Raw genomic sequence first — 13,109 nt, forward strand, 5'->3', positions numbered from 1 at the left:
TTCGAATACCTGCACCTGCTGCGTGAACGCAAGGACGACCTGGCGCGCATCATCGTCGCCGAACACGGCAAGGTCTTTACCGATGCCCAGGGCGAAGTCGACCGTGGCATTGACATTCTCGAATTCGCCTGTGGCATTCCCAACCTGCTCAAGGGCGAACATTCCGACCAGGTCTCCCGTGGCATGGACAACTGGACCCTGCGCCAGCCCCTGGGCGTGGTGGCCGGCGTGACGCCGTTCAACTTCCCGGTGATGGTACCGATGTGGATGTACCCGATTGCCATTGCGGCGGGCAACACCTTCATCCTCAAGCCAAGCCCCACCGACCCGAGCGCTTCGTTGTTCATGGCCGAGCTGCTGCGTGAAGCGGGCTTGCCCAAGGGCGTGTTCAACGTGGTGCAGGGCGACAAGGAAGCGGTGGACGCGCTGATCGAACACCCGGACGTAAAGGCCGTGAGTTTTGTCGGTTCCACGCCGATTGCCCAGTACATCTACGAGAGCGGCGCCCGCAACGGCAAGCGCGTACAAGGCCTGGGCGGGGCGAAAAACCATATGGTGGTGATGCCCGACGCGGATATCGAGCGCACGGTCGATGCGCTGATGGGCGCCGCCTACGGCAGTGCCGGCGAGCGCTGCATGGCGATTTCGGTTGCAGTGCTGGTGGGGGATGTGGGTGACAAAGTGATTGCGGCCCTGACCGAACGCGCCAAGACCCTGCGTATCACTGACGGCCGCGATGTGAAAGCCGAGATGGGGCCGATTGTGTCGAAGGTGGCGCTGGAACGCATCAGCGGCTATATCGAGCAAGGCGTACAGGCCGGCGCGCACTTGCTACTCGATGGCCGTGACTACGTGCCCACCGAACCTGGCCTGGAGAATGGCTTCTGGCTCGGCGCCACGCTGTTCGACCACGTGACGCGGGACATGAGCATCTACCGCGAAGAAATCTTCGGCCCGGTGCTGGCCTGTGTGCGCGTCAACGACTTCGCGGAGGCCGTGAAGCTGGTCAACGACCACGAGTTCGGCAACGGCGTCAGTTGCTTCACCCGCGACGGCCACATCGCCCGCGAATTTGCGCGGCGTATTGAAGTGGGCATGGTCGGCATCAACGTCCCGATCCCGGTGCCGATGGCCTGGCATGGGTTTGGCGGCTGGAAGAAGAGCCTGTTTGGCGACATGCATGCGTATGGCACCGAAGGCGTGCGTTTCTACACCAAACAGAAGTCGATCATGCAGCGCTGGTCGGAGAGCATCGAGCAGGGCGCGGAGTTTGCGATGCCGGTATCGAAGTAAGGTCTCACAGGCACTGTATGCCCGAATGTGGGAGGGGGGCTTGCTCCCGATAGCGGTGTATCAGTTGATCAATCTGTGACTGACCCACCGCCATCGGGGGCAAGCCCCCTCCCACAGTTTTGAGCGCGTTCAGGCAGTGGGTTTTGTGCAGGTCAGGCATTCGATGGAGCCTGGTCTTGGCAACTGCCAGCCAGTGCCACCAACCCCAATGTTGAAATGCAGACCAATGTGGGAGGGGGCTTGCCCCCGATAGCGGTGTATCAGTTGATCAACCTGTGACTGAACCACCGCCATCGGGGGCAAGCCCCCTCCCACAGTTTTGACCGCGTTCAGGCAGTGGGTTTTGTGCAGGTCAGGCATTCGATGGCGCCTGGTCTTGGCAACTGCCAGCCAGTGCCACCAATCCCAATGTTGCAATGCAGACCAATGTGGGAGGGGGCTTGCCCCCGATAGCGGTGTATCAGTTGATCAATCTGTGACTGACCCACCGCCATCGGGGCAAGCCCCCTCCCACAGTTTGAGCGCGTTCAGGCAGTGGGTTTTGTGCAGGTCAGGCATTCGATGGAGCGGTCGACCGTGGTCTTGGCAATTTCCAGCAGGTGCCATACCGCCAGGATCTTCGCCCGCTCGGGGCTTTGCAGAAGTTCGCCGCAGTCCAGGGCGGTGGCGGAGGCGCTGTCGAGCAAGCTGGCGGTGTAGAGCAGGGCGTCTTCGAAGCTCAGGTCTTCGTTGACCGAGTGAAAGCCTTGGGTGGGCAGGTAGTGGTCGATGGCGCGGTTGAAGGCGGCGCGGTCTTTTGCGGGATCGAGGGGTGGGTCGGGTAGGGCTTTGTTCATGGTGCAACTCCTTGTGTGGTCAGGTACCGACCCCCGTCGCGACTAAACGATGGGTGGCGGCTGTACGCAGGTTAGTCGACCGGCCACAAGGAAAATCCGGCGCACCCGAAGGTGCCCTGCGCACAGCCACCATAAAACTTGATGGACCATGCTCCTTGTGACATTCCGGGCGACTAAACCCGATCACTGAATTGGCAGTGACGGAGCGCAGACTAGCCAGCGATTCCAGCAGGCACAAGGCGGCAGGGATTGTCTAGGAAACGTCCTGCAATTTAAAGGGACATGCCTTGCTGGCCCTTTAAAAAACATGACCAAATGCCACCAATCCCAATGTTGAAAAATGCAATCAACTGTGGAGGGGGCAAGCCCAGATGCCAGTCAGTTAAGCGTACGCCGCCGTCTGTAGGAGCGAGGGGGCGCCTAGCTCTTGCTCGCGAAAAACGTCAACGATAACGCGTGTTTTCTGAATGAACGCGGTGCCTGCGAGTTTTTCGCGAGCAAGCTCGCTCCTACAAAAAGCCTTCACTGACTGGCATCAAGGAACCCCCCAACCACAGTTTTGACCGCGTTCAGGCACTGGGTCAGCGCCGGCCCGCCCGTGTACTCACATCCACCCACACCGCCAGCACCAAAATGCTGCCCTTGACGATCATCTGCCAGTAGCTGTCCACGTCGAGCATCGACATGCCGTTATCCAGGCTGGTAATCACCAGCGCCCCGAGCAACGCGCCATACACCGTGCCCGAGCCGCCGCGCATTGAGGTGCCGCCGATAAAGCACGCGGCAATTGCGTCCAGTTCGCCCATGTTCCCCGCCGATGGGGAGCCGGCGGCCAGGCGCGCGGTGTTGACCAGGCCGGCCAGCGCGCACATCACGCCCATGATGCCGAAGATCCACAGTTTCACCGCCTGCACGTTGATACCCGACAGCCGCGTCGCCTCCATATTGCTGCCCACCGCGTACACGCGACGGCCGAACACGGTCTGGCTGGTGACGTAGCTGAATACGCCGAGCAGCACCAGCAGCAGCAACACCGGCACCGGGATGCCGTCGTAGCTGTTGAGGGTGGTGACGAACCCGGCCAGCACTGCACCGATCAGCATCACGCGCAGTACGTCGCGCATCAGGGCGTGCGCGGCCAAACCATGCAGTGCGCGGTTGCGCCGCTGCCTCCAGGTGAGGAACAGGGTCAATGCAAACAGCAGGACACCCAGGCCAATGCCCACCGAATGCGGCAAGTACCCCTGGCCCACGTACACCAGCGACGGCGACACCGGCGCAATGGTGGTGCCGCCGGTGATCCCCAGCAGGATCCCGCGAAACGCCAGCATCCCGCCCAGGCCGACGATGAACGACGGGATGCGCAGGTAGGCCGTCATATAGCCGTTGGCCAGGCCGATCATCAAGCCGCACAGCGCGACCAGGCTCAGGTTGGCCAGCAGCGGGAGGTGATAAACCACGTCCAGGATCGCCGCCAGCCCGCCCAGCAAGCCCAGCAATGAACCCACCGACAAATCGATTTCGCCGCTGATGATCACCAGCACCATGCCGCACGCCAGTATCCCGGTGATGGACATCTGCCGCAGCAGGTTGGACAGGTTGCGCGGCGTGAGGAACCCGCCGTCGGTCTGCCAACTGAAAAACAGCCAGATGAACGCGACGGCGATCACCAGGGCAAGCATTTTGTAGCGGGTGAAAAGGTGTTTGACCTGATTCATCTACGCGGTCTTCCGATCATTATTGTTTTGGCTGAGCGCAGCGGCGAGTACCTGTTCCTGGGTGAGCCCCTGATTGATGAAGTCGCCACGCAACTGGCCGTCGCCGATCACCAGCACGCGGTTGGACACGCCGAGCACTTCGGCGAGTTCCGACGACACCATGATGATCGCCACACCTTCGGCCGCCAGCGCGCCCATCAGTTTGTAGATCTCGTACTTGGCGCCCACATCCACCCCGCGCGTGGGCTCATCCAGGATCAGCACCTTGGGCTTGGCCATGAGCATTTTTGCCAGCACGGCCTTTTGCTGGTTGCCACCGGACAGGCTGGTAATCGGCAGGAACGGGCTGGCGGTTTTCAGGTGCATGCGCGCGATCTGCTGGTCGATGCTGCCCAGTTCGGCCTCGGCGTCGATGCGGGTCAGGTGGGCATAAGTGTCGAGCACCGCCAGGGTGATGTTCTGGCCCACGCCCAGGTCGGGGATGATGCCCTGGCGCTTGCGGTCCTCGGGCACCATGCACAGCCCGGCGCGGATCGACTTGAGCGGCGTGCGCGTGTCGATCATCTGGCCTTCCAGCCACACCTCACCGCTGTAGCGCCCGGGGTAGGCGCCGAACAGCGCCGACACCAACTCCGTGCGCCCGGCGCCCACCAGCCCGGCAATGCCGAGGATTTCGCCACGCCTGAGCACGAAGGAAACATCGTCGACGCGTTTGCGCCTGGGGTTGTCGACGTCGTAGCAGGTAACGTTGCGCGCCTCGAACATCACCTCACCCACCTCATGGGGTTCGGTGGGGTAGAGGTTGCTCATCTCGCGGCCGACCATTTGCGTGATGATTTGCGCGATGTCCATGTCGGCCATGGCGGTGGTTGCGATGTGCTTGCCGTCACGAATCACGGCGATGGTGTCGCACACGGCGGCCACCTCATCGAGCTTGTGCGAGATGTACACGCAGGCCACGCCCTTGGCCTTGAGGTCACGGATGATGTCCAGCAGCACGTCGATTTCCGAGCGGGTCAGGGCCGAGGAGGGCTCGTCCAGAATCAGCAGGCGCGCCTGTTTGTTCAGGGCCTTGGCGATCTCCACCAGTTGCTGGTAGCCGCCGCCATACTGCGACACCGGCAGCGCCACATTCATGTCCGGCACCTTGAGTTCACGCATCAACGCTTCGGCGCGGTGCAGCATCGCCGGGTAATTCATGCGCCCACCGGGCAGGGTCAGTTCGTGGCCCATAAAGATGTTCTCGGCCACCGACAGGTCGGGCACCAGGGTCAGTTCCTGATGGATGATGACGATGCCGGCGGCTTCGGTTTCGCTGATGGACTGGGCTTTGAGCGGCTGCCCGTCCCAGAGGATTTCTCCTTCCCAGGTGCCGTACGGATAGACCGCCGACAGCACCTTCATCAAGGTGGATTTGCCGGCGCCGTTTTCGCCGCACAACCCGACGCATTCGCCGGGCCGCACCTTGATGTCGATGCCGTTGAGGGCGTTGACACCACCGAAGCTTTTGACGATGCCGTTCATTTGCAGCAGGTAGTCGGACATGGGAAAGGCTCACACAAATAGGCTGGCCCCCACCCCCGTAGGAGCGAGCTTGTTCGCGAAAAACGTCAACGATAATGCGCGCTTCCTGGATAAACGCGGCGCTCTCGGGTTTTTCGCGAGCAAGCTCGCTCCTACAGGGGGCGAGGTTTTATCGAGGCAATTATCATTGCCCGGCGATCTGCTCTTTGGTGTAGAACCCGTCCTTCTCCAGCACGTCAATATTGGCCTTGGTCAGCGGCGTCGGGGTGAGCAGGATGGTGTCGACCTGCTTGCTGCCATTGTCGTATTGCGAGCTGTAGGTGGGTTTTTCATTGCGCGCCAACTGCACCGACAGTTTGGCCGCCTCGGTGGCGATCAACTTGAGCGGTTTGTAGACGGTCATGGTCTGGGTGCCGTCGATCACGCGCTTGATCGCCGCGAGGTCCGCGTCCTGGCCGGAAATCGGCACTTTGCCCGCCAGTTTCTGCGCGGCCAGGGCCTGGATCGCACCGCCGGCGGTGGCGTCGTTGGAGGCGACGATAGCGTCGATTTTGTTGTTGTTACGGGTCAGGGCGTTCTCGACGATGCTCAGGGCTTCGGTGGGGTTCCACTCTTTCACCCATTGCTGGCCGACAATCTTGATATCGCCCTTGTCGATGGCCGGTTGCAGCACTTTCATCTGGCCTTCGCGCAGCACCTTGGCGTTGTTGTCGGTCGGCGCGCCGCCGAGCAGGAAGTAATTACCCTTGGGCGCCGCTTGCAGCACGCCGCCGGCCTGCATTTCGCCGACTTTTTCGTTATCGAAGGAGATGTAGGCATCGATGTCCGCATTCAGGATCAGACGGTCATAGGACACCACCTTGATCCCGGCCTTCTTGGCTTCGGCCACCGCGTTGGTGAGCACCGTGGCATTGAACGGCACGATCACGATCACATCGACGCCACGGGAGATGAGGTTTTCGATCTGCGAGATTTGCTTCTGCTCGTTGGCATCGGCGGACTGCACGAACACCTTGGCATCGAGTTTTTCCGCCGCTGCGACGAAGTAGTCACGGTCTCGGGACCAGCGCTCCAGGCGCAGGTCATCGATGGAAAAACCGATTTTCGGGTGAGCCGAATCGGCCATCACCGGCAGGGCGAGCAGGGCCAGGGCAGTGGCGAGCAGCGTACGTTTGAATGACTTCATGGTGGTGCGTCCTTTTATTGTTGTTGGAAAAGACACAGCGTGGTGCGCCTGAAACTGTAGAGCGTCCTTGGGCGCTCTGTGCATAGATTTGTCGCGCAAATGTCACAGCCCCCGGTATGGGCGTCAGGTGTAGATAAACCGGTTCACGATTCCTTCCAGCATTTCCTGCCGACCGCTCACGGCCTGCGGGTCCAGTTCGTTGGCAAACGCATGCTCAGCCAGGGATTGCAGGCTGAACTCGCCCGCCAGTACGGCTTTGCCCAGCGGTTGCTGCCAGCCGGCATAGCGCTGGTCCTTGAACTGTTGCAGCCGGTCGTTCTGCACCATGGCGGCCGCGCGCTCCAGGGCCAGGGCCAACACATCCATCGCCGCCACGTGGCCGTGGAACAGGTCCACCTCGTCCAGGCTCTGGCGGCGCACCTTGGAATCGAAATTGTAGCCGCCGTTCCTGAACCCGCCGGCCTTGAGGATTTCATAGGTGGCCAGGGTCATTTCCTCGACGCTGTTGGGGAACTGGTCGGTATCCCAGCCGTTCTGCGGGTCGCCACGATTGGCGTCGATGCTGCCGAAAATTCCCAGGGACACGGCGGTGGCGATCTCATGATGAAAGCTGTGCCCGGCCAACGTCGCATGGTTGGCCTCGATATTGACCTTGATCTCGTGCTCCAGGCCGTACTCATGCAGGAAGCCGAACACCGTGGCGCTGTCGTAATCGTACTGATGCTTGGTCGGTTCCTGGGGCTTGGGCTCGATCAGCAGGTCGCCGGTAAAGCCGATCTTGTGTTTGTGCTCCACCACCATGCGCATGAACCGGCCGAGCTGTTCGCGCTCGCGCTTGAGGTCGGTGTTGAGCAGGGTTTCATAGCCTTCACGGCCGCCCCACAGCACGTAGTTGGAACCCTTGAGGCGCAGCGTGGCGTTCATCGCGCTGAACACCTGGGCGGCGGCGTAGGCGAATACCTCCGGGTCGGGGTTGCTCGCGGCGCCGGCAGCAAAGCGCGGGTTGCTGAAGCAATTGGCGGTGCCCCACAGCAACTTGATGCCGGTCTGTTCCTGATGACGCTCCAGGTGATCGACCATCTGCGCAAAGTGGTTGCGGTACTCCTTGAGCGAACTGCCTTCGGGCGCCACGTCGGTGTCGTGGAAACTGTAGTAGTCGATGCCCAGCTTGGAGAAAAACTCAAAGGCCGCCTCCGCCTTGCCAATGGCCAGCTCCATCGGGTCACCGCTGCGCTGCCACGGTCGCTTGAAGGTGCCCACCCCAAACATATCCGCCCCCGGCCACACAAAGGTGTGCCAGTAACAGGCGGCCATACGCAGGTGCTCGCGCATGGGCTTGCCGAGGATCAGCTTGTTGGCATCGTAGTGACGAAACGCGAGGGGAGAGTCGCTGGCAGGGCCTTCGAAGCGAACCTGCTCGACACCGGGGAAGTACGGCATGGGGTTTTCCTTATTGTTCTTGGCGGTGTCTGGATACTAGCAACGGCACTGGGGCTGCTGATTATGAAAATCACCAAGGGGTGGTGCGATTTTGTGCAGTCAGGTCTAGTCTGTCTTCACCGGCCCGAGGACAAAAACAATGAAAACCCTACCGCCCGTGCACCGCATTGCCTTGCTCTTCAACGGCAGCAAAATCTACGACCGTGGCATCATCGCCGGTATCGGCAATTACCTGAGCAGCACCCGTGCGTCCTGGGATTTGTTCCTGGAGGAGGATTTCCTCTGTCGTCTGCGCGGCATCGAGCGTTGGCAGGGCGATGGGATCATTGCCGATTTCGATGACCCGCTGATTGGTGAGGCGTTGGCCGGGAGTCGGATACCGGTGGTGGCGGTGGGCGGCTCGTATGAGGACGTCAGCCTGTACCCCAAGGGGATTCCTTATGTGGCGACCGATAACCATGCCCTCATGAAGCTGGCCTACGAGCATCTGATCGAGGCCGGGCTGACGCGGTTTGCCTGTTTCAGCCTGCCCGAAGCCCAGGCCAATCGCTGGGCCCAGGAGCGTGAGAAGGCTTTTCGCGGCTTGATGCAGCGCGATGGTTTGCAGGTGGAGATCTATCGCGGCCTGGGGACCAGCGCGCCGTTGTGGGACAGCGCGGTGGAGCAGCAGATTGCCTGGCTGCACAGCCTGCCCAAGCCCATCGGCATCATTGCGGTGACCGACGCCCGTGCCCGGCAACTGCTGCAGGCCTGCCTGACCGCAGGCATTGCGGTGCCGGAGGAAGTGGCGCTGATCGGTATCGACAACGACCCGCTGACCCGCACGCTGACGCGGGTGCCGCTCAGTTCGGTGATCCAGGGCACCGAAACCATGGGCCGCACCGCCGCCGCGCTGCTGCATCAGATGCTGCATGGCAAACCCTGTGCGGGTACGCAGGTGCTGGTGCCGCCGGACGCGATCAACGTGCAGGCCTCCAGCCTGCATCAACCTTTGGGCAATCCCTATGTGATGCAGGCCCTGCTGTTCATTCGTCAATACGCCTGCCAGGGCATCAAGACCGCGCAGGTGGCGGCGTATGTCGGGGTGTCGCGTTCATCGTTGGAGTCGCACTTTCGCAAGGTGCGCGGGTGCAGCGTGCACGACGAGATCCTGCGCTTCAAACTCGCCGCCGCCGCCAGGGGCCTGGAAAACCAGGCGCTGGCGATTGCCGATATTGCGCAGACCTGCGGGTTCACCTCGGCGCAATACCTGCACACGGTGTTTCGCCGCGAGTACGGGTGTACGCCGCGGCAGTACCAGCAGGGTGCGGCTTAGAACACCGCCTTGACCTGCATACCCAGGATCAGCGCATTGTCGATACGCTTCCCGGAAAATGCCCCCGGTTCGATGATGTATTGCACATCCGGACGCAAGGTCAGCCACGGCGTGGCCTGATAGCCATAACTGAGTTCGATCAACTGCTCGGCGCTGTCCAGGGCAGGGTAGGGGTTGCCTGCATTGAAGGCCGCCAGTTCCTGTACATCGCGACTGCGCGGGTTCGGCACGGCGCGGCCATAGCCCAGGGCGACGGTGTCGCGCGGGCGGCCTTCGAACGGTTTGTACAACACCACGCCCGCGCCATACCACTTGCTGAACGGCGAAGCGGCTTCGCTGGCAGCGGAGTACTGACCGAAGGCATGCAGGCTGCGGCCCTGGGATGATTGCGAGGCCCACACAGCCTGGTCGATCAACAGGTAGTGACCGCCACGCCCGCTGACCTCTTTGTCGCTGCCGATGCGTTTGACATCGGAGCTGTCGTAGTAATAACCGAGCTTGTATTCACCCGGCAGGCTGCCGGTGTGTTTGTAGATCAGCTCGATGGGCACGACCGTGCCGGTGGTGTGTTTGGGCCCCAGGTGCCAGGCGCGGCTGGAATTGCCGTTACTGGACGGGTCGACATTGAACGCGGCCACGCGCAGTTGCCAGTTGGGCGAGAAGTCGTATTTCACCCGCGCACCCAGGTGCGCATTCGGGTAGTTGGCCCAGCCGCTGCCGCCCGACATGTTCAATGGGTGCCCGCAGAACCCGGCGTTCATGAAGTTGCACAGGATGCCGCTGTCCAGGCCGCCGAGGTCATTGCCCATGGCCATGTAGCCGAGCTTGAGGTTAAGTGCCGGGGTGAACAGCGTGCGTTCGTAGCTCAACTCGGTGAGGCGGGTGTAGAGGCCACCGTAGTTTTCCTGGATCGGCAGGCGGTTGCCCACCAGGTCTTCGGAGGCGCTGTTGCCGCGGCGGTCGTTGATGGTCAGCTGGATGCGGTCGCCGTTGTTGAGACCGTAGAGTTTGCCCAGGTCGAACTGCACACCGAGCTTGAGATTCTGTGAATAGCGCGCCGAGCGATGCCGGCCGCCGTGGGCGTTGTAGGCGGTCTCGCCGCTGTAGTCGCCGCTGAAGCGCACGCCCTGGTCGTCGAGTTCGCGGCGCAGGCCGCCCCAGTCGCCGGTCAGGGTGGTGTCGTCGGCTTGAACGGGCAGGGCGGCGGCAAAGGCCAGGCCCAGCGCCAGGCGCCCAAGGAACGTATGAGAAGTCAGGTTCATGGGGGATTTTCCAGACACAAAAGCGCGGTGCGGGCGCACCGCGCTAACAAGGGGTTGTTACGGCAAGGCGTAGGCGATCACGTAGTCGCCACGGTCGGTGGATTGGCGTGCACCACCGGCGGTGACGACGATGTACTGCTTGCCGGTTTTCGGCGACACGTAGGTCATCGGGCCGCCCTGGCTGCCCACCGGCAGGCGGGCTTTCCAGATTTCATCACCGTTGCCGCTGTTGAAGGCGCGCAGGTAGAAGTCCTGGGTGCCGGCGATAAAGATCAGGCCACCCTGGGTCGACAGCGTACCGCCGAGGGTCGGCAGGCCGACTTTGATCGGCAGGTGCATGCGGATGCCCAGGGGGCCGGTGTCTTCAACGGTGCCTACCGGTACTTGCCAGGCGATTTTCTGCGTCTTCATGTCGATGGCGGTCAAGGTGCCGAACGGCGGCGCCTGGCACGGGATGCCGGCCACCGACAGGAAGCGGTTCTTGTTCACCGCATAGGGCGTGCCCTTGAGCGGCACGGCGCCCATGCCGGTGTTCAGCGCTTCGCCACCGGAGGCCGCCAGGGCCTTGTTCTGCGACGGCACCATCTGGATCCACAGGCCCAGGCGCATGTCGTTGACGAAGATAAAACCGTGCACCGGGTCAGTGGAAATGCTGCCCCAGTTCATGCCGCCCAGGGAACCCGGGAAGCTCAGGGATTTATCGGTGCCCGGCGCGGTGTACAGGCCGTCGTAGCGCATGCCCTTGAAGTCGATGCGGCACAGCAACTGGTCATACGGCGTGGCGCCCCACATGTCCGATTCGGTCAGGGTTTGCGCGCCGATCTGCGGCATGCCCAGGGACTTGGGCTGGGTGGGGGAGTACGGCTCGTTGGGGATGTTCGCGGCTTTGACCGGCACTTCCTGCACGTCGGTCAACGGCTTGCCGGTGGCGCGGTCGAGTACATAGATCTGCCCGGCCTTGGTGCCGATCACCACGGCGGGCACTGCCTTGTCGCTGCCCGGCGGGGTGAAATCGATCAGGCTGGGTTGCATCGGCAGGTCGAAGTCCCACAGGTCATTGTGGACCGTCTGGTACACCCATTTCTCGGCGCCGGTGGAGGCGTCCAGCGCGAGCACCGAAGCACCGTATTTATGATTGAGCTGGGTGCGTTCCACGCCGTAGATGTCGGTGGACGAGCTGCCCATCGGCAGGAAGACCGTGTTCATCAGCGGGTCGTAGGACATCGGTGCCCAGCTGTTCGGGGTGCTGCGCACGTAGGTGCTGCCAGCGGCCGGCGCGTGTTTGTCTTCAGGGTTGCCGGGGTCGAACGCCCAGCGCATCTGGCCGCTGATTACATCGAAACCACGGATCACGCCGCCCGGCATATCGGTTTGCACGTTATCCGCGACGCGACCACCCACTACCACGGTGGTGCCGGCAATCAGCGGCGCCGAGGACAGCTGGTAGTAGCTGTCCGGGACATTACCCAGGCCGGCCTTCAGATCTACCTGGCCGTGGGTGCCGAAGTCTTCGCAGAATTTGCCAGTGTCGGCGTCCACGGCGATCAGGCGTGCATCGATGGTGTTGGTCAGCAGGCGACGCTGGCATTGCGCACCGGCGGCCACGCTGGCGGCAATGACCGGCGAGCTGCCTTGTTGGGTCGGCTGGGCAATCGGCGCAGTGGCGTCGAAGTAGGCCATGCCACGGCACCGCTGCCAGACCGCCGATTGGGCATTGATCTCGTTCTTCCACAGCTCCTTGCCGGTGTCGGCGTCGAGCGCGATGAGGTTGTTGTGCGGGGTGCAGATAAACACTTTGTTGCCGATCTGCAGGGGGGTCAGTTGGTCCTCGGCACCGTTGCCGTCGCTGATCGCCACGTCACCGGTGTGGTAGGTCCAGGCGACTTTGAGCTTGTCGATGTTGTCGCGATTGATCTGGTCCAGCGCGGCGAAGCGGCTGCCGCCTTCGGTGTTGCCGTAGTGGGCCCAGTCTTTCTGGGCATTGGCCGCAGCCACTGGGGTGATGCCTGGGCCTGCACCGGTTGGCGCTACATTTGGGTGAGCGACGAACATATTGCCCGCCGCCACTGCCACGCCGAGCGTCAGCACGGCAGCGACGCCGTAGGCACCACGTGCCGGTTTGCCGACCAGCAACGGATACACCAGCGCGACCACGATACCGATCACGGCGAACATGAACAGGCGCGAGAACAGCGGCCAGTACACCAGGCCCACATCCGCGACGGCCCAGACGGCCGTGCCGACCAGGAACGCGGCGAACAGCCAGGCACCCGCCGGGTTGCGCCGGGCAATCAGCAGCCCGGCAATGGCCATGGCCACGCCACCGACCAGGAAGTACCAGGAACCTCCCAGGCTGATCAATTTGGCGCCGCCGACGGCGAGCGCAAGGCCAAGCAGGGCGATGATCACGCCCAGGCCAAGGAGTAGAAATCTAGAGACGCCAGCGGCGCGCGATGCTCGTTTCATGTCGAAAGGACTCGAGTGAGAGAGGGCAAGGGCGCGATTTTAGCAAGATAAGTAACTGGTTAGTACATT

The 13,109-nt window shown here is 62.3% G+C and carries 9 protein-coding genes; 2 read left to right on the forward strand and 7 right to left on the reverse strand.

All coding sequences use genetic code 11. The annotated features are described in order from the left end of the window. A partial coding sequence (locus tag BFP89_RS01590) for a CoA-acylating methylmalonate-semialdehyde dehydrogenase (RefSeq protein ID WP_065883540.1) occupies positions 1-1,293 on the forward strand: 1,293 nt, incomplete at its 5' end. Positions 1,294-1,820: 527 nt separating this feature from the next. On the opposite strand, the gene BFP89_RS01595 is transcribed toward BFP89_RS01590, so the two are convergent. From BFP89_RS01595 to xylA, 5 genes are all read right to left on the reverse strand, one after another. Continuing rightward, the gene (locus BFP89_RS01595) at positions 1,821-2,129 is read right to left on the reverse strand and encodes a DUF6124 family protein (protein WP_065883544.1); all 309 of its coding nucleotides are present in this window, start codon (positions 2,127-2,129) and stop codon (positions 1,821-1,823) included. A gap of 581 nt (positions 2,130-2,710) precedes the next feature. Then, positions 2,711-3,847 carry a sugar ABC transporter permease gene (locus BFP89_RS01600; protein WP_065883545.1) on the reverse strand — a complete coding sequence of 379 codons (1,137 nt, stop codon included), beginning with the start codon at positions 3,845-3,847 and terminating at the stop codon, positions 2,711-2,713. Continuing rightward, positions 3,848-5,392 (reverse strand): D-xylose ABC transporter ATP-binding protein, encoded by a 1,545-nt coding sequence (xylG, locus tag BFP89_RS01605; RefSeq protein ID WP_065883547.1) that lies wholly within the window; start codon positions 5,390-5,392, stop codon positions 3,848-3,850. Between the two features lie 163 nt (positions 5,393-5,555). Beyond that, a complete protein-coding gene (gene xylF / locus BFP89_RS01610; protein WP_065883549.1) occupies positions 5,556-6,557 on the reverse strand; it encodes a D-xylose ABC transporter substrate-binding protein in 1,002 nt (333 codons plus the stop codon). Positions 6,558-6,680: 123 nt separating this feature from the next. Continuing rightward, positions 6,681-7,997, reverse strand: a complete 1,317-nt coding sequence (gene xylA / locus BFP89_RS01615) for a xylose isomerase (RefSeq protein ID WP_065883551.1) — start codon at positions 7,995-7,997, stop codon at positions 6,681-6,683. A 139-nt stretch (positions 7,998-8,136) separates the two neighbouring features. Here xylA and BFP89_RS01620 point away from each other — a divergent pair, with 139 nt between their 5' ends. Further along, positions 8,137-9,312, forward strand: a complete 1,176-nt coding sequence (locus BFP89_RS01620; RefSeq protein ID WP_065883553.1) for a XylR family transcriptional regulator — start codon at positions 8,137-8,139, stop codon at positions 9,310-9,312. Here the strand turns inward: BFP89_RS01620 and BFP89_RS01625 are convergent. After that, entirely contained in the window at positions 9,309-10,574 is a 1,266-nt protein-coding gene (locus tag BFP89_RS01625) for a carbohydrate porin (protein ID WP_065883556.1), read from the reverse strand. The two genes, BFP89_RS01620 and BFP89_RS01625, sit on opposite strands and share 4 nt — an antisense overlap. A 57-nt stretch (positions 10,575-10,631) precedes the next feature. Continuing rightward, on the reverse strand, positions 10,632-13,040 hold the full coding sequence (locus tag BFP89_RS01630; RefSeq protein ID WP_065883558.1) for a glucose/quinate/shikimate family membrane-bound PQQ-dependent dehydrogenase: 2,409 nt from the start codon (positions 13,038-13,040) through the stop codon (positions 10,632-10,634). Positions 13,041-13,109 lie beyond the last annotated feature (69 nt).

The organism is Pseudomonas sp. 31 R 17 (genome assembly GCF_900004915.1).
Classification (GTDB): Bacteria; Pseudomonadota; Gammaproteobacteria; order Pseudomonadales; family Pseudomonadaceae; genus Aquipseudomonas; species Aquipseudomonas orientalis_A.

Excerpts from the sequence above, each read along its gene's own strand:
- xylG (WP_065883547.1), bottom strand. The coding sequence starts at position 5,392 with ATGTCCGACTACCTGCTGCAAATGAACGGCATCGTCAAAAGCTTCGGT.
- BFP89_RS01625 (WP_065883556.1), bottom strand. The coding sequence starts at position 10,574 with ATGAACCTGACTTCTCATACGTTCCTTGGGCGCCTGGCGCTGGGCCTG.
- BFP89_RS01630 (WP_065883558.1), bottom strand. The coding sequence starts at position 13,040 with ATGAAACGAGCATCGCGCGCCGCTGGCGTCTCTAGATTTCTACTCCTT.
- BFP89_RS01620 (WP_065883553.1), top strand. The coding sequence starts at position 8,137 with ATGAAAACCCTACCGCCCGTGCACCGCATTGCCTTGCTCTTCAACGGC.
- xylA (WP_065883551.1), bottom strand. The coding sequence starts at position 7,997 with ATGCCGTACTTCCCCGGTGTCGAGCAGGTTCGCTTCGAAGGCCCTGCC.
- BFP89_RS01595 (WP_065883544.1), bottom strand. The coding sequence starts at position 2,129 with ATGAACAAAGCCCTACCCGACCCACCCCTCGATCCCGCAAAAGACCGC.
- BFP89_RS01600 (WP_065883545.1), bottom strand. The coding sequence starts at position 3,847 with ATGAATCAGGTCAAACACCTTTTCACCCGCTACAAAATGCTTGCCCTG.
- xylF (WP_065883549.1), bottom strand. The coding sequence starts at position 6,557 with ATGAAGTCATTCAAACGTACGCTGCTCGCCACTGCCCTGGCCCTGCTC.